Annotated in this window: 20 protein-coding genes and 1 riboswitch; of the genes, 10 read left to right on the top strand and 10 right to left on the bottom strand. The window is 63.3% G+C overall.

The features are described 5' to 3' along the window. The first annotated feature begins 26 nt into the window (after positions 1-26). The 4 genes from iolD to AB0I57_RS04785 all read left to right on the top strand — a co-directional run bounded on the left by iolD (position 27) and on the right by AB0I57_RS04785 (position 5994). The gene (gene iolD / locus AB0I57_RS04800) at positions 27-1982 is read left to right on the top strand and encodes a 3D-(3,5/4)-trihydroxycyclohexane-1,2-dione acylhydrolase (decyclizing) (RefSeq protein ID WP_358330534.1); all 1956 of its coding nucleotides are present in this window, start codon (positions 27-29) and stop codon (positions 1980-1982) included. Positions 1983-2165: 183 nt separating this feature from the next. Beyond that, entirely contained in the window at positions 2166-3620 is a 1455-nt protein-coding gene (locus tag AB0I57_RS04795) for an MFS transporter (RefSeq protein ID WP_358330531.1), read from the top strand. 112 nt (positions 3621-3732) lie between these two features. Next, positions 3733-4593 carry an LLM class F420-dependent oxidoreductase gene (locus tag AB0I57_RS04790; protein ID WP_358333157.1) on the top strand — a complete coding sequence of 287 codons (861 nt, stop codon included), beginning with the start codon at positions 3733-3735 and terminating at the stop codon, positions 4591-4593. Between the two features lie 96 nt (positions 4594-4689). Beyond that, the gene (locus tag AB0I57_RS04785; RefSeq protein ID WP_358330528.1) at positions 4690-5994 is read left to right on the top strand and encodes a serine hydrolase; all 1305 of its coding nucleotides are present in this window, start codon (positions 4690-4692) and stop codon (positions 5992-5994) included. On the opposite strand, the gene yhjD is transcribed toward AB0I57_RS04785, so the two are convergent. From yhjD to AB0I57_RS04760, 5 genes are all read right to left on the bottom strand, one after another. Further along, complete coding sequence (yhjD, locus tag AB0I57_RS04780) at positions 5991-6950, bottom strand: inner membrane protein YhjD (protein WP_358333154.1); 960 nt, start codon at positions 6948-6950, stop codon at positions 5991-5993. The genes AB0I57_RS04785 and yhjD overlap by 4 nt on opposite strands. A 150-nt stretch (positions 6951-7100) precedes the next feature. Beyond that, on the bottom strand, positions 7101-8135 hold the full coding sequence (trpS, locus tag AB0I57_RS04775) for a tryptophan--tRNA ligase (protein WP_358330525.1): 1035 nt from the start codon (positions 8133-8135) through the stop codon (positions 7101-7103). A 59-nt stretch (positions 8136-8194) separates the two neighbouring features. After that, positions 8195-9001: an exodeoxyribonuclease III gene (locus AB0I57_RS04770; RefSeq protein WP_358333151.1), complete on the bottom strand. Its 807-nt coding sequence runs from the start codon at positions 8999-9001 to the stop codon at positions 8195-8197. 34 nt (positions 9002-9035) lie between these two features. Then, a complete protein-coding gene (locus AB0I57_RS04765; RefSeq protein WP_358333148.1) occupies positions 9036-10184 on the bottom strand; it encodes an MFS transporter in 1149 nt (382 codons plus the stop codon). Positions 10185-10453: 269 nt separating this feature from the next. Continuing rightward, complete coding sequence (locus AB0I57_RS04760) at positions 10454-11677, bottom strand: NADP-dependent isocitrate dehydrogenase (RefSeq protein ID WP_358330522.1); 1224 nt, start codon at positions 11675-11677, stop codon at positions 10454-10456. Positions 11678-11979: 302 nt separating this feature from the next. After that, a riboswitch (SAM riboswitch) is annotated at positions 11980-12101 on the top strand. A 108-nt stretch (positions 12102-12209) separates the two neighbouring features. On the opposite strand from AB0I57_RS04760, the gene AB0I57_RS04755 reads away from it, so the two are divergent. Beyond that, positions 12210-13502, top strand: coding sequence for a bifunctional o-acetylhomoserine/o-acetylserine sulfhydrylase (locus AB0I57_RS04755; RefSeq protein ID WP_358330519.1), 1293 nt, complete (start codon positions 12210-12212; stop codon positions 13500-13502). Beyond that, the gene (locus tag AB0I57_RS04750; RefSeq protein ID WP_358330516.1) at positions 13499-14623 is read left to right on the top strand and encodes a homoserine O-acetyltransferase; all 1125 of its coding nucleotides are present in this window, start codon (positions 13499-13501) and stop codon (positions 14621-14623) included. Before AB0I57_RS04755 ends, AB0I57_RS04750 begins: the two co-directional genes overlap by 4 nt. A 32-nt stretch (positions 14624-14655) precedes the next feature. Here AB0I57_RS04750 and AB0I57_RS04745 read toward each other — a convergent pair whose 3' ends face one another. The 3 genes from AB0I57_RS04745 to AB0I57_RS04735 are packed head-to-tail and all read right to left on the bottom strand — an operon-like array spanning position 14656 to position 16441. Next, positions 14656-14940, bottom strand: coding sequence for a DUF3017 domain-containing protein (locus AB0I57_RS04745; RefSeq protein WP_358333145.1), 285 nt, complete (start codon positions 14938-14940; stop codon positions 14656-14658). 1 nt (position 14941) lies between these two features. Beyond that, the gene (locus tag AB0I57_RS04740; RefSeq protein WP_358330514.1) at positions 14942-15802 is read right to left on the bottom strand and encodes a bifunctional methylenetetrahydrofolate dehydrogenase/methenyltetrahydrofolate cyclohydrolase; all 861 of its coding nucleotides are present in this window, start codon (positions 15800-15802) and stop codon (positions 14942-14944) included. Between the two features lie 33 nt (positions 15803-15835). Next, on the bottom strand, positions 15836-16441 hold the full coding sequence (locus AB0I57_RS04735) for a pentapeptide repeat-containing protein (protein WP_358330512.1): 606 nt from the start codon (positions 16439-16441) through the stop codon (positions 15836-15838). 417 nt (positions 16442-16858) lie between these two features. Between AB0I57_RS04735 and AB0I57_RS04730 the strand changes: the two genes are divergently transcribed. Beyond that, complete coding sequence (locus AB0I57_RS04730) at positions 16859-17278, top strand: hypothetical protein (protein ID WP_358330510.1); 420 nt, start codon at positions 16859-16861, stop codon at positions 17276-17278. A 135-nt stretch (positions 17279-17413) separates the two neighbouring features. Further along, positions 17414-17629, top strand: a complete 216-nt coding sequence (locus AB0I57_RS04725) for a hypothetical protein (protein ID WP_358330507.1) — start codon at positions 17414-17416, stop codon at positions 17627-17629. Positions 17630-17742: 113 nt separating this feature from the next. On the opposite strand, the gene AB0I57_RS04720 is transcribed toward AB0I57_RS04725, so the two are convergent. Then, positions 17743-18939 (bottom strand): FAD-dependent monooxygenase, encoded by a 1197-nt coding sequence (locus AB0I57_RS04720; protein ID WP_358330504.1) that lies wholly within the window; start codon positions 18937-18939, stop codon positions 17743-17745. Between the two features lie 183 nt (positions 18940-19122). Here AB0I57_RS04720 and AB0I57_RS04715 point away from each other — a divergent pair, with 183 nt between their 5' ends. After that, positions 19123-19590, top strand: coding sequence for a tRNA (cytidine(34)-2'-O)-methyltransferase (locus AB0I57_RS04715; RefSeq protein ID WP_358333143.1), 468 nt, complete (start codon positions 19123-19125; stop codon positions 19588-19590). Between the two features lie 3 nt (positions 19591-19593). On the opposite strand, the gene AB0I57_RS04710 is transcribed toward AB0I57_RS04715, so the two are convergent. Then, entirely contained in the window at positions 19594-20517 is a 924-nt protein-coding gene (locus AB0I57_RS04710; RefSeq protein WP_358330501.1) for a LysR family transcriptional regulator, read from the bottom strand. Positions 20518-20606: 89 nt separating this feature from the next. Here AB0I57_RS04710 and AB0I57_RS04705 point away from each other — a divergent pair, with 89 nt between their 5' ends. Beyond that, positions 20607-21665: a TDT family transporter gene (locus AB0I57_RS04705; RefSeq protein ID WP_358330498.1), complete on the top strand. Its 1059-nt coding sequence runs from the start codon at positions 20607-20609 to the stop codon at positions 21663-21665. The last annotated feature ends 8 nt before the right edge of the window (positions 21666-21673 follow it).

Here is a 21673-nt window from a genome sequence, read left to right as displayed (position 1 = left end):
CGGCCCCACGACCAACGGAGGAAGACGTGGCCCCCACCGACAACGCAACCGGCGGACGCACACCCAACGACGAACCGACCGTGTACCTGACCGTCACTCAGGCACTCGTCCGATTTCTCGCGAATCAATACACAGAACGCGACGGTCGGCGCACCAAGCTTTTTGCCGGTTGTTTCGGAATCTTCGGCCACGGCAACGTCGCGGGCCTGGGGCAAGCCCTCCTTCAAGCGGAAATCCAGGACATCGACGCCGGTCGCCAACCGACGCTCCCCTACGTCTTCGGCCGCAACGAGCAGGCCATGGTGCACTCCGCGGTCGCGCACGCCCGGATGAAGGACCGCCTGCAGACCTGGGCCGTGACCTCCAGCGTCGGGCCCGGCGCTACCAACATGGTCACCGGCGCGGCACTCGCCACGATCAACCGCTTGCCTGTGCTACTGCTACCCGGAGACACCTTCGCCACCCGCGTCAGTACTCCGGTGCTTCAGGAACTCGAGCTGCCGTCGAGCGGCGACATCACCGTCAACGACGCATTCAAACCGGTGTCGCGGTACTTCGACCGAGTCTGGCGACCGGAACAGTTGCCAGGGGCCCTACTGGGCGGGATGCGTGTTCTGACCGATCCTGTCGAGACCGGCGCGGTCACCATTGCCATTCCGCAGGACGTGCAGGCCGAGGCCTTCGACTGGCCTGCGTCCTTGTTCTCCGAGCGGATCTGGCACGTCGGGCGGCCGCTCCCTGAGCGTTCGGTGATCGAGCGCGCCGCCGCGATCATTCGCTCCTCGAGAAAACCCCTGATCGTCGCAGGTGGCGGTGTGATCTACAGCCAGGCCACCGACTCTCTCGCAGCCTTCTGCGCGCGGACCGGCATCCCCGCGGGACACAGCCAGGCCGGAAAGGGCTCGCTGGCCCACGACCACCCGCAGTCCGTGGGAGCCATCGGGTCCACCGGAACGACGGCCGCCAATGCTCTCGCTGCCGATGCTGACGTCGTCATCGGAATCGGCACGCGGTACAGCGATTTCACCACAGCATCCCATACTGCATTCGGCAATCCCGATGTTCGTTTCGTCAACATCAACGTCGCGTCGCTCGACTCGGTGAAACAGGGTGGCATGAGCGTAGTCTCCGATGCGCGTGAGGCTCTCGATGCGCTGGCTCTCCAACTGAAGGACTATCGGGTCGACGAAGAGTACGCAACCAGGATCAGCGGACTCGTTCGGGATTGGGAATCAACCGTCGAGTCCTTATACAGGTCAGCAGATTCCGCAGTCGACGGAACCCTCGATCAGAGCCGAGTGATCGGTCTGGTCAACACGCTCTCCGATCCGCGTGACGTAGTAGTGTGCGCCGCCGGCTCGATGCCCGGTGATCTACACAAGCTCTGGCGAGCACGTGACTCAAAGGGCTACCACGTCGAGTACGGCTACTCCTGCATGGGATACGAAATCGCAGGCGGGCTCGGCGTCCGGATGGCGTGCCCCGACCGTGACGTGTTCGTGTTGGTCGGTGACGGATCGTATCTGATGATGGCGAGCGAACTCACGACTGCCGTTCAGGAACGCCTGAAGATCATCGTCGTCCTGGTGCAAAACCATGGTTTCGCCTCTATCGGTTCGTTGTCCGAGTCGGTCGGTTGCCAGCGTTTCGGCACCCAGTACCGATACCGCTCGGCCAGCGGCCGCCTCGATGGCGACGTTCTCCCTGTCGATCTCGCTGCCAACGCCGCTAGCCTCGGCGTCAATGTCATCCGAGCGAATACCGAATCGGAGTTCACCAGCGCCGTCAAGGTGGCCAAGGCCAGCGATGCAACCACCGTCATCCACGTCGAGACCGATCCCCTGATCGGCGGGCCGGACAGCAAATCGTGGTGGGACGTGCCCGTATCGGCCACCTCGGAGCTCCATTCGACCAAGAACGCGCGCACCACCTACGAGGCCTGGAAGAAGATCCAGCGGCCCTACCTGCGACCCACCGACTGAGCATCAGGTCCTGCCCGCCTTCGGATTCAGACTGCCAACCGGTAGCACTGGACCACACCACCCGGCTCGGGCACAATATCCAACAGCTCTACGCGCACAACGATTTACATCACCCTACGGGTTCCATCCCGGTTCTTCCGGATCGTCGGCGGCGCGTATGCCCACGGAAGGGCGGATTGGCGTATGAAGAATCAGCGACTGGCGTTGCTCGCGGTGTGTCTGGGCTTCTTCGTGATCTTGTTGGACTCGACAATCGTCGCAGTGGTCAACCCCTCGATCATGACGAGCTTCAACACTGACGTCGGAAGCGTGGTGTGGGTGACCAGCGCGTATCTGTTGGCGTTTGCCGTACCGTTGCTCGTCACGGGACGCCTGGGTGACCGTTTCGGGCCGAAGGCCATCTACATTGTCGGTCTCGTGGTCTTCACCCTCGCCTCATTGTGGGCCGGTCTTTCCGGCAGCATCGAAGTGCTGATCCTGGCGCGGGTGTTTCAGGGTCTCGGCGCCTCGATGATGGCTCCGCAAACCATGGCTGTGATCACCCGGATCTTTCCGCCTGACAAGCGGGGCACGGCAATGGGTTGGTGGGGTGCGGTTGCGGGCATCGCGATGGCGATCGGTCCGGTTGCCGGGGGTGTGCTCGAAGACAGCCTCGGATGGCAGTGGATCTTTTTCGTCAACGTCCCTATCGGCATCGCCATCATTGTTCTCTCGATCTTGTTCATCCCTACATTCGAGACGCGGATGCGCCGGTTCGACCTCTTCGGAGTCTTGCTAAGTGGCGTAGGCATGTTTCTCTTGATCTTCGGCCTGCAGGAGGGACACACCTACGACTGGTCCGTCGGAGTGTGGCTGACGATGGCCGCCGGTCTGCTCACAATGGGACTCTTCGTCCGGCACCAGGCTTCTACCAGCAGCGATCCGGTGGTACCGCTCGGTCTGTTCAGGGACAGATACTTCACAGGGTCCAACATCGCCATCGCGGCGCTGGGATCGACGATCACCTCGATGATGGTGCCGTTGATGTTCTACGCCCAGCTCGTCGGAGGGCTGTCGCCTACGAGGTCCGCTCTGCCGCTGCTTCCGCTGGGGATTCTGACCGCAGTTCTCGCGCTGATCATCGGCCGGCATCTCGACCGTCTGCAACCGCGGACCCTTGCCGGACCTGGTTTGTTGTTGGTCGCGATCGGGTTGGGTTGGCTCGCCCTCACGATGAAGCCGGATTCGTCCGTTTGGGCGCTGACCTTACCGATGCTGGTAGTCGGGATGGGCAACGGCTTGGCCTGGCCTGCAATCGCAAGCAGCGCGACGAGGAACTTGCCGCCCCACCAAGCGGGCGCCGGGTCAGGGGTCTACAACACCACTCGCCAGGTCGGCGGGGTGATAGGTGTCGCGGCCATCGGCGCTTTGATGACGCTGCGGCTGACGGCGAACGGTGTCCCAGAACGTACCGTCGCAGAATTGGGCACACTACCGTCGGAACTCAGAGACGGGTTCGCTGTGGCGATGGCACAGAGCATGATGCTGCCTGCGGTGGTCGCGATGGTCGGGTTCGTCGCGGTGTTGCGCTTCCTACGCCCGGTGCGCCCGGACGGCGAAGCACCGGCAGCCGCCGAGTCGAAAGAAGTCGAGGCATAATCGCGAAGTTGTCGGCGTACGCTGCCCGCGTCCCTCGAGGTGCATGCGGATGGTGTTGGCCACCATCCCGAGTGATCTGCACACTGGAGAAATCACCGAAGATGGGACCGGCATGACGATCAGCGATCAGACTCCCGATCTGGGAAGGCTCGGAGCGTTCGAGCTCGACGACGCCTTTTCACCAGAGATGGCCCGCGAATGTGAAGAACTCGGCTACGGCACACTCTGGCTCAGTGGCTCGCCGCCGGCGGATCTGAAAACATCTGAAGCCCTCCTCGACGCCACCGAACGGATAACGGTGGCGACCGGAATCACAAACATCTGCAACGCACCTGCGGCTGAAGTCGCAGAGTCATTTCACCGGCTCGAGGCCCGGTTCCCGGGAAGGTTTCTTCTCGGCCTCGGCGTCGGTCACCCCGAGGACTTCGGTCGGAAGTATTCTCGTCCCTTCGACTCGATGACGTTGTATCTCGACGAACTCGACGCGGCCGGTGTGCCCGCGTCACGCCGCATGCTCGCAGCACTGGGACCGCGAATGCTCGAGCTTTCCGCACAACGGTCCTGCGGTGCCCACCCGGCATTCATCACGGCCCAGCACACCAGAGAGGCCCGCAGGCTCATCGGCCCGGATTCGATCTTGGCCCCTGAACATAAAGTCCTGCTCGACACTGACGTAAGGACCGCCCGACAACTCGGGCGCCAGGCATGCAAGATGTACCTGCACCTTCGCAATTACCGAACCAATCTGATGCGCCTCGGCTTCACTGCGGAGGAACTCGATCATGGCGGCAGCGACCGAGTGATCGATGCTCTCGTCGTCCACGGCAGTACAAACTCCATCGTCGCGCGCCTCGAAGAACACTTCACCGTCGGGGCCGATCACCTCACGATTCAGCCGGTGTCAGCAGACCGAAACCCTATGCCGACTTTCCGCGTGATAGCCGCCACCATGGGGGCGAACGCAAACCCGTAGGTCACGGTTCGATGCGGGACGTGTACACACACGTTTCCAGTGAGACCCCAGCGTGCCTATTCGGACCCTCGACGACATTCGCCTAACCTCCTACCAATGACGTGGCGTCGAGGGTGTGCATTGATCGTTGCGGGCGTAGCGCTCTCCGTTGCAGCGGGGGGCTCGGGAATTTCCGGCGCCCAGCCGGTAACGCCGCCGCCGACTACACCACCACCTTTCGCCACTCCGAACACCGACAGCTGCCCCTTCGCTGTAAGTCCCGCACCGGCAATTGACCTGTCGGAAGTCCCCGCACCAGGCGCTACCGTCCCGCCTCCTGTTCCCGTCCCGGCGAGCCCAGTGGGCGGAGACAAGCTCGGCGGGTGCGGGATCATCCTTCCGGATGCTGCCCCGCCCCTGCCCGCAGACATCGTCGCATCAGGCTGGGTGATCGCGGATGCGGAGTCGGGAGACGTGCTTGCGGCAAAAGATCCACACGGCCGATATCGCCCTGCCAGCACCATCAAGGTCCTTCTGGCCCTCGTCGCACTCGAAGAGCTCGACCTCGACACAGCCGTCACCGCGACCGCCGAAGATGCCAACATCGAGGGCAGCTCCGCCGGAATCGGCAAGGGTGGCGTGTACACCAACCATCAACTGTTGCAGGGCCTGTTGATGGCATCGGGTAACGACGCCGCCCACACCCTGGCACGCCAACTCGGCGGTGTCGAAGTTGCTGTGTCGAAGATGAACGCACTCGCCGCGGATCTCGGGGCGCTCGATACGCGCGCAGCTACGCCGTCCGGTCTGGACGGGCCCGGCATGAGTAGTTCTCCCTACGATCAGGCCGTGATTTTCGCTGCAGCACTGCAGAATCCTACGTTCGCGAGCCTGATTCGCACGGAATCTGTTGACTTTCCGGGCTTCCCGAAAGATCCGGCAATTCCCGGCGACGAGGATCGACCAGGATTCGTGTTGGCCAACGACAATCGGTTGCTCTACAACTACGACGGCGCCCTCGGCGGCAAAACCGGTTTCACAGACGACGCTCGGCACACGTACGTCGGTGCCGCCGAACGCGGGGGACGAACACTGGTGGTCACGCTGATGGGTGGTGAAGCACAGCCGCTTCGCCCCTGGAACCAAGCTGCACGCCTCCTCGACTACGGCTTCGCCCTCCCCGTGTCGGCGTCGATCGGATCGTTGCACGCGACGGAGGACGTGACACCCAGCGTGACGAAAACGCCGTCGGCAGCCGAGTTGGGGCCGGTGTCGGCGGGCGACGCGAGTCCCGGGAACGACTCCAGTGCCATGAGACGCGTCGCTGTCGGGGTGCTGGGTAGCGCAACTGTACTGGCACTGGTGCTCGGCGCGGTCGCCCTGAACCAGCGACGGCGCCGATACGGGCGACAGCGGCGCTAGCGCCGACGAAAGCGGCGCAACAACCCGGAGAACCCCAATCCCGCGAGTGCACCCGTCGCGATCAACGCTGCCGCACGCGAGGGCGACTCGTTGCCGACCACGACCCTCGGCGAAATGATCGCGGGATCAGGTGGAGGCACATGTGCAAGCTCGAGGCTCCTTTTGGACGTGGCAGCCCAAGCCGTGCAGAACAACAGCATGCGCGATGTGGTGAACACGAACACCAGCAAGCCGATGATCGGGCCGAATGCCACGCCCGCGGGACCGCCGCTGACTATCGAAAGATAAACCGCACCAACTTGTTTGAAAATCTCGAATAGGATCGCAGCCATCGCTGCGGCCTTTGCGGCGCTACGCAATGCGACCGGCTCTCGGGGCAAACGAGCTATCACCCAAAGGAATACCGCCCACGTCAACACCAGCGCCAGAAGGGTGGAGAGAATCCGCAGGACGACACCGACAAGCATGTCGTCCTCGAGGCCGAGCCAGGTAACCACCCGCGGCGCGACCGATCCACTGCTCACTGCGGACATACCGAGTGAGAGGGTCAGTGCCAGGCCCAGGCCCAGCAGTGCCCGGGTGTCACCGAGCTTGGTCCGAATGTATCCCTTGGATTCCCGCTGGTTCTCCCACATCGCGGTGAGTGCGTCGCGGACATTCGTTATCCACCTCAGCCCGGCATACGAAGCGATGAGCAGACCGATTATTCCGACGCTGGCCCGCGAGTCGATGGCCGACTGGATCAAGCTGTTGATGGTGTCACCCAGGCTGCCGGGAATGCTGTTGGTGATCTCTTCCTGGATCGAGTCGAGGTACTCGGGATGGCCCGCCAAGACGAACCCGGCGACCGCAAAAGCAACCATGAGTATGGGAATCAACGACAGGATGCTGAAGTACGTGATCCCCCCTGCGTGGGAGTCACCCTGCTGAGCCTGATATCGCTCGCCGGCGAGCATCAGATGATCGAGCCAGGGACGTTCGGCGCGTTGCTTCTCCAGAAAGTTCGGCTTCTCGGCAACTTCCGTTCTCTGCACCTCGATCCCGGCCACCGACGTCCCCTTTCGTGATTCAGGCCATTGCCAGCCTGACCCCCGAACCTCAGTAGGTCACCCTTTCGGGGTCAGGAATCCGACCTTCTCATACACAGTGGCGAGTGTGCGGGAGGCGACTTCACGGGCACGGTGCGCGCCTGCCGCGATGATGCGGTCCAGTTCCGCCTCGTCGGCAAGATAGCCGTCGACCTCGGCCTTGAGCGGGGTGACGAACTCGGTCAAGACCTCGGCGGTATCGGACTTGAGGTCGCCATATCCCTTGCCCGCATACCCGGCAACCAAGGTGTCGATCGAGACGCCTGACAGTGCGGATTGGATGGTTAGCAGGTTGCTCACGCCCGGCTTGGCCTCCGGGTCGTAGCGGATTTCTCGCTCGTTGTCGGTGACGGCGGACTTGATCTTCTTGGCCGATATCTTCGGATCATCGAGCAGATTGATCAGACCGGCAGGACTGGTCGCCGACTTGCTCATCTTCGACTTGGGATCCTGCAGGTCGTAGATCTTGGACGTTCCCTTGATGATCTGGGCCTCGGGGACGACGAACGACCTGCCGAAGCGGGAGTTGAACCGGGTGGCCAGATCGCGGGCAAGTTCGAGATGCTGACGTTGGTCCTCACCGACAGGCACCCGCTGCGGCCGGTACAGGAGGATGTCCGCGGCCATCAGAACCGGATACGTGAAGAGTCCGACACTTGCGTTCTCGCTACCCTGTCTCGCCGACTTGTCCTTGAACTGCGTCATCCGGCTCGCTTCACCGAAACCGGTGATGCAGTTCAGAACCCACGCCAGCTGCGCATGTTCGGGAACCTGACTCTGCACGAACAGCGTGGCACGGTCGGGGTCCACACCGACCGCGAGAAGTTGCGCCACCGCCCGCTTGGTGTGGCGGCGAAGCTTCTTCGGATCCTGCGGCACGGTGATGGCGTGCAAGTCGGGAATGAAATAGAAGGCGTCGAACTCGTCCTGCAAGAGAACCCACTGCTGGAGTGCGCCCAGGTAGTTTCCCAGGTGGAAGGAATCCGACGTCGGCTGGATTCCGGAAAGCACGCGAGGCTTCGTTGTAGGCGTCTGTTCTGCTGGGGTCGACATGGTCCGATCTTGTCACGAGTCGAACTTCAGTCGATCGGTGCGGTGTGCTCGTCTCCTCGCTACCGGTACGAGACGGTGACCGGCGCGTGATCGGACCAGCGCGCATCGTACGACTGTGCACGCTCGACGACCGCCGCCTCGGCCCGCTCGGCGAAAGCACGGGTCGCCACCTGGTAGTCGATACGCCAGCCGGAATCGTTGTCGAACGCCTTGCCCCTGTATGACCACCATGAATACGGTCCCGCAACATCGGGATGCTGCGCCCGAACCACATCGACCCATGCCGAACCTTCGGCGAACAAGACCTCCATCCATTCGCGCTCGTTCGGGAGGAACCCCGACGACTTCTTGTTGGCCTTCCAGTTCTTCAGGTCCAGCTCGGTGTGCGCGATGTTCCAGTCGCCGCAGACCACAACGTGCCTGTCGGCAACCTCGGCTGCCGCCGCGGTGGTGGAGAGGTGGATGGCAAACGATTTCATGAACCGTTCTTTCTCATCCTGTTTGGGAGTCAGCGCCTCACCCGACGGCAGATACAGGCTGGCGACCGTCAGATCGCCGAAATCTGCCTCGATATAGCGACCCGCGGATAGAAACTCCTGGTCACCGTGGCCAACTCGGACGGCATCAGCAGGTGTGCGTGACAGAACTGCGACCCCGTTTCGTCCCTTCGCCTCGGGTTCGGCCGACTCCAGGTGCCATCCAGCCTCCAGCGCAGGTGAGAGGGTCTCGGCCAATTGTTCGTCAGAAGCCCTCGTCTCCTGTAGACAGATGATGTCTGCCTCGGTCTGCTCGATCCACTCGGTCAGCCCCTTGCGGGCAGCTGCACGGACGCCGTTGACATTGACGGTGGTGATGATGCGGGGCACGGCAAGCACGGTAGCGGTGGGTGTGGCCGCGCGTCTACCGAGCCGAACGGACACTGCGTCGTTCCATGGCGACCGCGGCGGCGAGGACAACGAGACCAGCCATTGCGAGCATCGCACCCACTGCGGCAGGCGACGTGTAGCCATAGCCGGCAGCGATCACCACACCACCGATCCAGGCGCCGAACGCGTTCGCGATGTTGAGCGCTGAGTGATTCAGGGACGCCGCGAGAGTCTGGGCGTCGGCGGCGACGTCCATCAGCCGCGTCTGCAGACCCGGAACTATCGAGGTTCCCGCCGCGCTCACACAGAACAGCAACACGAGAGCTGTGTAGGAATTGTGGGAGGCGACCACGAAGACCCCGAGTGCCACCGCGAACGCGGTTATCGTGGCGAACAGGCCAGGCATCAACGCCCTGTCGGCAAGCAGGCCGCCGATAAGGTTCCCCGTGATCATTCCGAACCCGAAAACCATCAGCGCGAGCGGCACGAGCGACAACGGCAGTCCGGAGACATCGGTGAGAGTCGTCGAAATGTACGTGTAGACGGCAAACAACCCACCGAAGCTGACCATTCCTGTGATCAACGTCATCCACACCTGGGTCCGCCGCAGTGCTCCGAGTTCGGTGAGCGGATTCGTCACGGGCATACGGGTGAGAGAGGGCACGCCCGACCAGATTGCACCGATCGTGACCAGACCGAGCACCGCGACGAGAGCGAAGGCGCTTCGCCAGCCGACGTTCTGACCCAGCCAAGAGGCCACGGGCACCCCGACGACGTTGGCCACCGGAAGCCCCATCCAGACGAGTCCCACCGCCTTGCCTCGCTGACCATGGCCGGCGAGGTGCGCAGCCACGAGCGCGGCGAGACCGAAGTAGGCGCCGTGCGGAAAGCCCGCGACGAACCGTGAGACCATCACCACCCCGTAGCCCGGTGCGAGGACGGTGGCTGCGTTGCCGATCGTGAAAGTCGCCATCAGCGCGATGAGCAGAGTCTTGCGAGGCACTCGCGCGGCCAGGGACCCGATCAGCGGGGCGCCGACGACCACCCCCAATGCATACGCTGAAATGGCATGCCCGGCGATCGGCTCGGTGATGTCGAGACCCGACGCTATCTCGGGAAGCAATCCCATAGCCACGAACTCGGTAGTCCCGATCGCGAAACCACCAAGCGCGAGCACGAGCATCGCGACCGTAAATTTGGATGGACGTCGTGCGATAACGGTCGCGGTAAGGACGGAGCCGGAGGTCCTCATGGAAGAACTTTCGACGCTAGGCAAATTACGACCACCCTACAGAAAGCGCCTCGTCGTAGATCCTCTCTTCCCGACCCTCCCAGGCCGTTCCCCGCTGGTCACAGTGTCTTGCGAAACGGTGCGCGAAATTCGAAACGGGACGTTCCCCCGAGGGAACGTCCCGTTTCGTGTTCACTGTTGCGGCGTCGGCGCGATATCGCCTACCGCTCGGCGATGGCCTTCTGCAGGTTGACGTCCAGCGCGCCGAGGAACTCCTCGGTGGTCAGGTAGCCCTGATCTCCCCCGACGAGCATCGCGAGGTCCTTGGTCATCTGACCACCCTCGACGGTCTTGATGACCACATCTTCGAGTTCCTGAGCGAAGCCGATGACCTCAGGCGTGTTGTCCAGCTTGCCGCGGTGCTCGAGCCCACGGGTCCACGCGAAGATCGAGGCGATCGGGTTCGTGGACGTCGGCTTGCCCTGCTGATGCTGACGGAAGTGGCGGGTCACCGTTCCGTGCGCGGCCTCTGCTTCACAGGTCTTTCCGTCCGGCGTCAGCAGCACGGAGGTCATCAAGCCCAGCGAGCCGAATCCCTGCGCCACGGTGTCGGACTGTACGTCGCCGTCATAGTTCTTGCAGGCCCAGACGTAGCCGCCCTCCCACTTGAGCGCCGCTGCGACCATGTCATCGATGAGGCGGTGCTCGTAGGTGAGGCCCGCCGCATCGAACTCCGGCTTGAACTCCGTCTCGTAGATGCGCTGGAAAATGTCCTTGAAGGCACCGTCGTACGCCTTGAGGATGGTGTTCTTCGTCGACAGGTACACGGGGTAGTTCTGCTGAAGGCCGTAGTTGAGGGACGCACGCGCGAAGTCCTCGATGGACTTCGTGAAGTTGTACATACCCTGAACGATGCCGCCCTTCTCGGGGAAGTTCACCAGTTCGTGCTCGATCGGCTCACTGCCGTCCTCGGGCGTATAGGTGATCATCACCTTGCCGGGGCCGGGAACCTTGAAATCGGTGGCGCGGTACTGGTCGCCGAAGGCGTGACGGCCGATGATGATCGGCTTGGTCCACCCTGGAACCAGTCGCGGAACATTGGAGATGATGATCGGGGCGCGGAAGATCGTGCCGCCGAGGATGTTGCGGATGGTGCCGTTGGGAGACCGCCACATCTTCTTCAGGCCGAATTCCTCGACGCGAGCCTCGTCTGGAGTGATGGTCGCGCACTTGACACCGACGCCATGTTTCTTGATGGCGTTGGCAGCGTCGACGGTCACTTGGTCGTCGGTCTGATCGCGGTGTTCGACACCGAGATCGTAGTACTCGAGATTCACGTCCAGGTACGGGTGAATCAACTTGTCCTTGATGAACTGCCAGATGATGCGCGTCATCTCGTCGCCGTCGAGTTCGACGACGGTACCCTCAACCTTGATTTTGGACATGGGTGCTTCGCGTCCTCCTAGGAAGTTTTCCTGGTCACACGGTTGCGGGCGCACTTCGTGAGTGGGTCCGCGAACGGTTCGCTTATCAAACGTAGACGTTTGGAGCGATCACGGGGAGATCGCACCCAAACAAGACGAGCGTACTGCTGTGTGCGAGGGCCACGACGAGCGACCCTAGGGCCACGCTCTACTGCCGCGTAACACACTTTCTCGAGCAAAGACCCTGCTTGATGTGCCGTTTTCAACCGTGTGACCAATGCCGCTTCCTATAATCGCGCCTCGACACGCTAAACTGGCCGCAAGGTCATGAGCGCCAGCGACAAGCCCCGGCTAGCTGGCCGGCAACCCTCCACCGCGGTGGGGTGCCCCGGGTGATGACCGGGTTTCCTGATTCATATAGATATTCGGGTGACAAGCGCAGGTCCGACATCGGGGGTTCAAGATGTGTTGTTGTCGTAGATGAATCGACCATGCCCTGTGCGCAACGAACCAAACCTTCATCGCGCCGCCAAGACACTGGAGTGAACATCACATGACCGAGAACTGGTCGAACTGGTCGTTCGAGACCAAACAGATCCACGCCGGACAAACCTCCGACGCCACCACCAAGGCTCGAGCGCTCCCGATTTACCAGACCACCTCGTACACCTTCGACAGCACCGACCACGCCGCCGCGCTGTTCGGCCTGGCCGAACCAGGCAACATCTACACCCGCATCATGAACCCCACCCAGGACGCCGTCGAGCAGCGCATCGCCGCCCTCGAAGGCGGGGTCGCCGCCCTGATGCTGTCCTCGGGGCAGGCCGCGGAAACCCTCGCGATCCTCAACCTCGCGGAGGCCGGCGACCACATCGTCTCCAGCCACTACCTCTACGGCGGCACATACAACCTCTTCCACTACACACTGCCCAAACTCGGCATCGAGGTCTCTTTCGTCGAAGACCCCGACGATCCCGAACAGTGGGCCGAGGCCATCCGCCCGAACACCAAAGCCCTCTACGGTGAGACCATCTCCAACCCCCGCAACGACGTCCTCGACATCGCTGCCATATCGCAGGTCGCACACCAGCACGGACTGCCGCTGATCGTCGACAACACCGTGGCCACCCCCTACCTGATCCGTCCCCTCGAACACGGCGCGGACATCGTGGTTCACTCGGCCACCAAGTACCTCGGTGGGCACGGCACGGCCATCGCCGGCGTCATCGTCGACGGCGGCACCTTCGACTGGACCCAGGGCCGTCACCCCGGCTTCACCACCCCGGACCCGAGCTATCACGGCGTCGTCTTCGCCGAACTCGGTGCACCGGCCTACGCGCTCAAGGCGCGGGTGCAGTTGCTGCGCGACCTCGGCTCGGCAATCTCCCCGTTCAACGCGTTTCTCATCTCGCAGGGCCTCGAGACGCTGAGCCTGCGCATGGAACGTCACGTTACGAATGCAACCGCCGTCGCCAAGTACCTCGAGGCGCAGCCGGCGGTCGAGTCCGTCGGGTACGCCGGACTCGCTTCCTCCCCCTGGTACGAGCGGGCCCGGAAACTCGCACCACGAGGTGCAGGCGCCATCGTCACCTTCGAACTCGCCGGCGGCATCGACGCAGGCAAGAAGTTCGTCGACGCCCTCACCCTGCACAGTCATGTCGCGAACATCGGCGACGTACGCTCGCTGGTGATCCACCCGGCGTCCACCACACATGCCCAATTGACCCCGCAAGAGCAGATCGCCAGCGGCGTCACTCCCGGCATGGTCCGCCTGGCGGTCGGCATCGAAGGGATCGACGACATCATCGCCGACCTCGAAAACGGACTGACGGCGGTGACATCTTGACCGTCAGTGAACTGCAGAACCTGCCCGCCGTCGAAGGCCGTCTCGGCTACGTCGACATCGGCTCCCTCGAGCTCGAAAGCGGCGCAGTCATCCCGTCCGTCACCCTGGCCGTGCAGCGGTGGGGCGAGCTGTCGCCGACCCGAGACAACGTAGTTCTGGTCGAACACGCCCTCACCGGCGATTCTCACGTGACCGGTCCAGCCTCGGACGAGCACCCGTCCCCCGGCTGGTGGGACGGGATGGTGGGGCCGGGAGCGCCGATCGACACGAACGAATGGTGTGTCGTCGCCACCAATGTTCTCGGTGGCTGCCGCGGCACGACCGGACCGGGAACCCTCGCCGAAGACGGTCGGCCGTGGGGCAGCAGGTTCCCCGAGATCTCCATCCGCGACCAGATCGCAGCGGAGAAGAAGCTCATCGACCTTCTCGGCATCGAGAAGTTGGCGTCGGTCATGGGCGGCTCGATGGGCGGAATGCGCGCCCTCGAGTGGGCAGTCAGCTACCCCGACCAGATCGCCTCAGCTCTCGTCCTTGCCGTGGGCGCACTCTCGACCGCTGATCAGATCGGGACGCAGAGCACACAAATCGAGGCCATCATCAGTGACCCCGACTGGCAGGGCGGCGACTACTACGGCACGGGCCGGATCCCCCAGACCGGGCTCGGGATAGCCCGCCGCATCGCGCACCTCACGTACCGCACCGAAGGCGAACTCGATTCCCGATTCGGGAATTCGCCTCAGGAGGGCGAGGATCCACGCCTCGGCGGGCGGTATTCGGTCGAGAGCTACCTCCAGCACCAGGCTGCCAAGCTGGTCGGTAGATTCGACCCGGGCACGTATGTGCTTCTCACCGAGGCAATGAACCGGCACGATGTGGGCCGTGGACGCGGCGGGATAAAGGCGGCTCTCGCCACGGTGACCGCACCGGTCGTCGTGGGAGGCATCGACTCCGACCGGCTCTACCCGATCCGCTTGATGGAGACTCTGGCCAACTACCTTCCAACCTGTGACGGGCTCCGGGTGCTCGAATCCAAGGACGGTCACGACGGATTCCTGACCGAGGCCGAGGCGGTGGCGAAACTGCTCAGCGAAACGATGGATCTCGCTCGCACCGGACGCTGACACCCGAGAAGTCGCGAGGCCCGCTCGGATCGCTAGCCGGTTCCGAGTGGGTCGATCGACACCGCCAGCCAGACAATTGCGCCACCGACCGCCAGGAGCGCACCCACGTCGAAGGCCTTGCTGCGCACCTCTAGCAGTCCTACGCGATCGGATGGCATCACGAGACGAATGGCCGCCGCCAGCAGTGTCGCAGCGCCGAACACGAACGCTCCTCTTCGCCACCGATCGGCCAGCACGAACGCCACCGCCACCGCGATCACGACGATCACGGCGATCATCGGGAGGTTTCTCTTGGCGAACCTCCGCCATGCGGCCATCTCAGCCGAGAGACGCTGCGACACGCTCGGCCCGTTCCACGACATTGGTCAGCAGGAAGGCGCGGGTGAGAGGCCCGACACCGCCCGGGTTCGGTGACAGGAAACCCGCCACCTCGGCGACGTCCGGCGCGATGTCGCCGCGCAGTCCGTCCTCGGTGCGACTGACACCGACATCGAGTACCGCCGATCCTGGCTTGACCATCTCGGCTGTAACCAATCCGGGCACTCCGGCGGCCGCGATCACGATGTCCGCTCGTCGAACCTCTGCGGCGAGATCCCGAGTTCCGGTGTGACAGAGCGTAACTGTGGCATTTTCACTGCGTCTGGTGAACAGCAGGCCGATCGGCCGACCCACTGTGACACCGCGGCCGATGACTACCACGTGCGCACCGGCGATCGGCACCTCGTAGCGGCGGAGCAAATGCAGGATTCCGCGGGGCGTACACGGCAGCGGAGCCTTCTTACCGAGTACCAACCTGCCGAGGTTGACCGGATGCAGACCGTCCGCGTCCTTGTCGGGATCGATCCGCTCGAGGGCGGCGTTCTCGTCGAGTTGCTTCGGGAGGGGCAACTGCACGATGTAGCCGGTGCACTCGGGGTTGGCGTTGAGCTCGTCTATGGTGGCGTCGAGCTTCTCCTGCGTGATGTCGCCAGGCAGGTCGCGGCGGAGTGAAGTGATCCCGACCTTGGCGCAGTCATTGTGCTTGCCGCGCACGTAGGCGGCCGACCCCGGGTCATCTCCCACCAGCACGGTACCGAGCCCCGGAGTGATTCCCTTGGCCCTCAGCGCGCTCACCCGCACCTTCAGGTCTTCGAAAATCTCGTCGCGGGTCGTCTTGCCATCCAGGATCGTTGCAGTCACGTGCCCCATTCTCTCAGGTTCGCCGTGCATGCGTCAGGTTGGTTCCACGACGAGTCCGTGGGCCGCCGCATACGCGATGGCCTGGGCCAATTCGATCCGAGTCTTGTCCAGCGATGTAGCAGTCCAGAGGTCCGCGTCGACGTGAGCTCCGCGCAGATCCGCACCGTCGAACTTGGCGCCGCCCGTGCGGGCACCGAACAGATCAACAGAGCGCAGCACCGCCCCGCTCAGGTCGGTGCGGACGAGATTGACCTCGCGAAACCTACAGTCGGTGAAGTCGAGTCCGCGCAGGTCCGCACCTCCCAGCGAAGCGAGGGTGAAATCGCACTCGTCGAAAGTCGCCGGGCGCAGCCGACAGTTGTCGAACTCTGAACCGAGGAAGCTGCAGTGGCGGAACATGCTGTGCCACAGCGATGTCCGGGTGAAGTTGCACGATCGGAACGCAGTACCCGCGTGACGCGACCCGCCGAGGTCAGCGCCCGTGAAATCACACTCGGCAAAAACTACCGACTCGGTACGGAGCTCACTGAGGTCGGCGTCGCGGAAGTCGCATTTCGCGTAGTGCCGCCGCTGCCAGGTCTGCGAGGGCAGGCGCGCGTCACCGTAGTCCTCACCGACCACCCTTTCCATCGGGTCCATACATCAATCATGCCCCACGAAAGGTGCGCCTGAGCTAGGCAAGTTGACCGAGTGATGCTCGACGAATCCCGTGACCGACCGGTCCGAACATTCCCTGGCCGGCCCCTATATGGGAGACGCGAGCGCCCACACCTCTCAACGGATGCAAAGACGGGCAGTGCGACGATTGCGCGGCGGCTGGGCTCGGCCATGAGCTGGTCGGATCTCGAGCGCGCCGATCAGCGCAAGCGATGTCCATGCTTCCCGAGAGCCTTACTTTAACAATGGGAAAACATGACCGTAACACCGATTTTGGTCGTTTTGGTGATCAAATGGTAATGACTTGCCGTTATGTTATAGTCCCCCGCTAGCCGCACTCTCCGGCTAGGCACCGCCCGCACGTCGGTACGTGCGATCAACTGAGACGAAAGTAGGCCCATGAAGAAGCCCGTTCGCATTGCCGCAATGACCATGTTCGCGGCTCCGCTCCTCACTGTCGCGTTCGCGGCTCCGGCCGGCGCAGCAGAGACGAAAGCGGTCCCTATCGAAGAGGTGGTTGATGGCAGCCTGGAGTTCGGCGATCTGCTAGGTGAGGTCGTCGAGACCGGCATAGACTTCGGCAGCCTGGGCACCGGCTCCGACGACCTGGAGTCGGCCTCGGATGGTTCGGACTCGGACGGCACGGACTCGGACGACACGGCCTCGGCTGAATTGGCCTCAGTTGAATCGGCCTCGGGCAACGCAGAGGCGGAAGACGCGGAGACGGCTGACGCGGACGCGGACGACGCAGAGGCGGACGACGCAGAGGCGGACGACGCGGACGCGGACGACGCGGAGGCGGACGACTCAGACGAGTAGAGCTGAGTATCTCAACCAGTTGCGATGAAGGCCCCGCCGATCGGCGGGGCCTTCATCGTTCGGTAGAAAGACCACACTCACTGCGGGGTGCAGCCTCGTCCAGTGGCCTCGATGTCACCCCGATAGCGTCGAACTGTGGAGCACAATCGAAACTACGAACTCTCGACCATCGAACTCGGCCCCTACGATCGTCTGGCTGATCTCCACCGGGATCTGACCAACCATGCTGAGACCGCAGTGACTCTGGCGAACCAGACGGACGGTCAGACTGTTGTCTCGATCTCTCACTCGATCGTATCCATTGATGGAAAGCTATACGCCTCGATCTTGATGACACTCAAGAGTCCCTGATCGAGACAGGCCCGCCGCGTTGGACAGCACACACCAGCGTCAGACAAGACGCGAAGGCCAAATGGATGATGCCGGCCCTCCTGGCCGCTGCACGTCTCGAAATCCTTTGGACATCAGGGTCCCGCCGCGGTCGACTGACTCCGGTGCAGCGTCTGGATCAGGTCACTGGGTTTTCCGGCCAGAGCTGCTGCGGCGCTTGCCACTCGGTCGATGACGGGTAGCTGCACCGCCCGCAGCATCGCACGCCGCGCCAGCAGCACTCGCCGTGATCCGGGCACGAAGAAGCCACCCGACCAGCGGCCCTCCCGCTGAGTTCGTTCGACCACTGGCCGCCACAGCTTCTCGTAGCCGGACAGTGCCTGGTCGATGGATGGCGTTCGAGTCAATTGATCGGCCAGCACGTAGGCGCCGCCCATTGCCATCGACGCGCCCTGGCCGGCGAGCACCGACACCGCAAAGCAGGCGTCGCCCACGAGCACGACCCGACCTTTGCGCCAGTTCGGCATCAGGACTTGGGCAACCTGGTCGTAGTAGATCTCCGACGGAGGTGGAAGCTTGCTCAGTATCTTGGGCACCAGCCAGCCCATTCCGCTGTAAGTTTCGTGTAGCGCCGCACGGGGATCGGCGGGCACGGTGGGATCCGGGCCGCGATGAATGGCGAAGACGGCAACACGATTGTCGCGCAATGCGTACAGACCCAGCAGCCGGTCCGCGGTGTCGGTCATCCAGAAGCGGCCGGCGAGGGCCTCATTGAGCTCGTCATCATGAAATGTGTACGCCGCTGTGTGAAAACCCAAGTAGCGCAGGAAGTCAGGCTCATCACCGAAGATCAGCCGCCGCACAGTCGAGTGCAGGCCGTCGGCACCGACGAGAAGGTCGACATCGAACTCCGAGCTGTCGTCCAGGTTGACCCGAACCGAACCACCCCGGTCGTCGACCGCGATCGGGCCGGCGCCAAATCGCAGTTCCACCGAGGGCGGCAACGATTCGCGCAGCACATGCTCGAGGTCGGGCCGCATCACGTCAAGCCTCGGGTCCGGAGCCAGCAGAACCATTGGCAGGCTCGCCCGGCGACGCCCACATTCATCAACCATGGTGGCTTCTTCGAGGTAGTACGCCACTTCCCGAACGGCCGGTAGTAGGCCCATCGCCTCGGCAGTGTCGTAGCCAGGCCCCAAGAAATCGATCATGTAACCCTGTTTCCGCGGCTTTGGCGAGCGCTCCAGCAGCACCACCTCGACGCCCAGCACCGAAAGCCGGTGCGCCAGGGTCAGTCCCGCGAGGCCGGCTCCGCAGACCAGTGCCTTCATCTACTTCGCCTCCTCCCATCAAGCCTTCCTGCCCATAGCGTGGGCCGCAAGACTCATGAGCCTTTGATCTGTCCCCGGCGTTTCGAGCCGCGGTTGTGCCGGCAAAGGGAATCGATAGGTGGACGTGCAAGAAAACGGCGGTTCTCCAGCAGTCCTGTCCTGCCCGGTTTGTTACAGTTCGTTGTGTTCAAGGTGATGTTCCACGAACCCCGCATCCCGGCAAACACCGGAAACGCGATCCGCATGGTGGCAGGCACCGGCTGCGAGTTGCACCTGGTGGGACCGCTCGGCTTCGACCTGTCCGAGCCGAGACTCAGACGCGCCGGGCTGGACTACCACGACCTGGCCTCTGTAACGGTGCACGAGAACCTCGCGGACGCGTGGGCAGCACTCGAACCCGCCCGCGTATATGCCTTCACGGCGCACGCCACCGTGTCATATGCCGACATCGCCTACGAACCCGGGGACGTGCTGCTCTTCGGGCCGGAACCAACCGGTCTGTCCGAAAATGTATTGGCCGACCCCCGTGTGACGCAGCGACTTCGCATACCCATGCTGCCCGGTCGGCGCTCACTGAACCTGTCGAACGCTGCAGCACTGGTGACCTACGAGGCGTGGCGCCAACACGGGTTCCAGGGTGCCGCAAGGTAGCGCTCAGCTGGGGACCGACTCCGGGGACTTGTGCGCCGCCGCACCGAGGGCGATATCGAGGAAGTCACGAGCCGCTCCGCGCACCCCGCGCACCGGATCCCAAACAGCCGACAGGCGGCGCGGAAGCGTCAGCCCCTCCACCTGAACCGAGGCAAGCCGACCATCAGTCAGATCAGCAGCCACCGCCAGTGAAGACAGCACTGCGGGAGCGTTGCCAGCCACCACTGCCGCCTTCACCGCCGTACAGGACGTCAACTCCAGCAACGGCGGGACGCAGTGCGGCACCGCATTCTCGAGCGTTGTGCGTGTCCCAGAACCGGATTCTCGCTGGATCATCGGCGTTGCAGCCAGTTCTGTCTGGGAAATCGGTGACCTGCGGGCCCATTCGTGCTCCGGTGGAACGACCACGACCAGATGGTCGCGGCCGATCTCGAGTGATTGCAGTCCCATCGGAATGTCCGGGCCCTCGATGAAACCGAGATCCGACTCACCTGACAACACGCGGGCGATCACATCGGACGAATTGAGCAGGCGCACATTCGTCACCACGTTCGGGTACTTGTGCCGCATGGCGACAGTCCAACCGGGGACAAGGTACTCGGCGATCGTCATGCTCGCGGCCACGGTCAGTCCGGCCCTCCGCTCGCCGCGTATTGCCGCAACTCCAGACGCCAACTCCTGCGCGGTCGCAAGGACATGACTCGCCCATTCGAGGATGAGGGCGCCCTCCGCTGTGGGCCGCACCCCGCCGGTGCTCCGGTTGAAAACCTTGATTCCGAACTGACGCTCAGCAGAACGCACTCGCGCGCTCACCGCTTGCTGACTGAGACCGTGTTCGCGGCCGGCAGCACCCATGCTTCCCAGCCGCTCGACGGACAGCAGGATGTCGAGGGCGCTGAGTTCGGGTACTCGAGGAGAGAGCGGCACACCGCTAGGCTAGTCCCACAAACCGGATGTGTGGGCATCCAAGCACAAGGCTTCTACCGGGCGTGACGATCGCTCGGCAGGCTCTCGCTATGACCCCCAATTGGTACGCGACAGTGATGGGTACGGGCGTTGTCGCTGTAGTCGCCGCTGCGTTGCCCGCCGAAGTCTTCTTGGCCAGGATCGCGTCGGAGATTTTCTGGCTTCTCGCCGTGGCACTGCTGATCGGGCTGACGCTGGCGCTGGCGCGTCATTGGGCGCGCCGTCGAGAAGATGCACTCGAGGATGTCCGCAGCCACACGATGTTTCCGTTCTACGGCGCGGTGTCGATGGCGGTGTTGACGGTCGGCACAGGCGCAGGCTCGGCGGGTCACACACTTCTCGGCAACGTCGCCGTTACCACTTCGGCGATTCTCTGGACCATCGGCACGATCATCGGACTCGTCACCTATTTCGTGATGGTGCACCGGCTGACGCGCCGACATCGGGTGACGCCCGTGCCATCCTGGCTGCTGCCCGTCGTACCTCCAATGGTCTCAGCCGCCGGCGGCGCCTCACTCGTCAGGCAGCTTTCTGAAGGCGCACCACAAATCGCGATGCTGGTGACCTGCTACACACTATTCGCGCTTGCCTTGACCGCTGCCGTGTTCGTCGCCGTCGTTGTCGGCCGACACCTGGTAGACAACGGGCTTCCCGCTGCCCCGCTCCTGCCCACCGTTTGGATCCCGCTCGGCGTGATCGGACAATCGATAGCGGCGATCAACCTGCTCGGTGCGGCCTCCGGACTGACCTGGCTACACACTGTGGGGGTGGTCTACGGGACCGCAACAGGGGCGCTCGGCGTGATCGGTCTCGGGATCGTCTTCACAGTGACCGCCAAGGCATTTTGCCGTGGATTGAGCTTCACCCCCAGTTGGTGGAGCTTCACGTTTCCCGTCGGCACATGTGCGTTGGGCGCGAACTCCCTCGGAGATTCACTGGATTCGGCCATGATCGTGCGGGCAGGCGTGATCCTGTGGTGCGCGCTACTCCTGATTTGGGGCACGGTGACGTTTCACACGTTACGGCACGGCGCTCGACTGATGGTGAGCGCATTCTCCAGGGAGACCCTGCGGCCCACGCGCACAGCACGATTGGCTGACGGTACGTGAGACCCCGA

The organism is Rhodococcus sp. NPDC049939 (assembly GCF_040656415.1).
Classification (GTDB): domain Bacteria; phylum Actinomycetota; class Actinomycetes; order Mycobacteriales; family Mycobacteriaceae; genus Rhodococcus_F.
The sequence above is the reverse complement of the archived record's forward strand: the minus strand, read 5'-3'. Positions and strand labels throughout refer to the sequence as shown.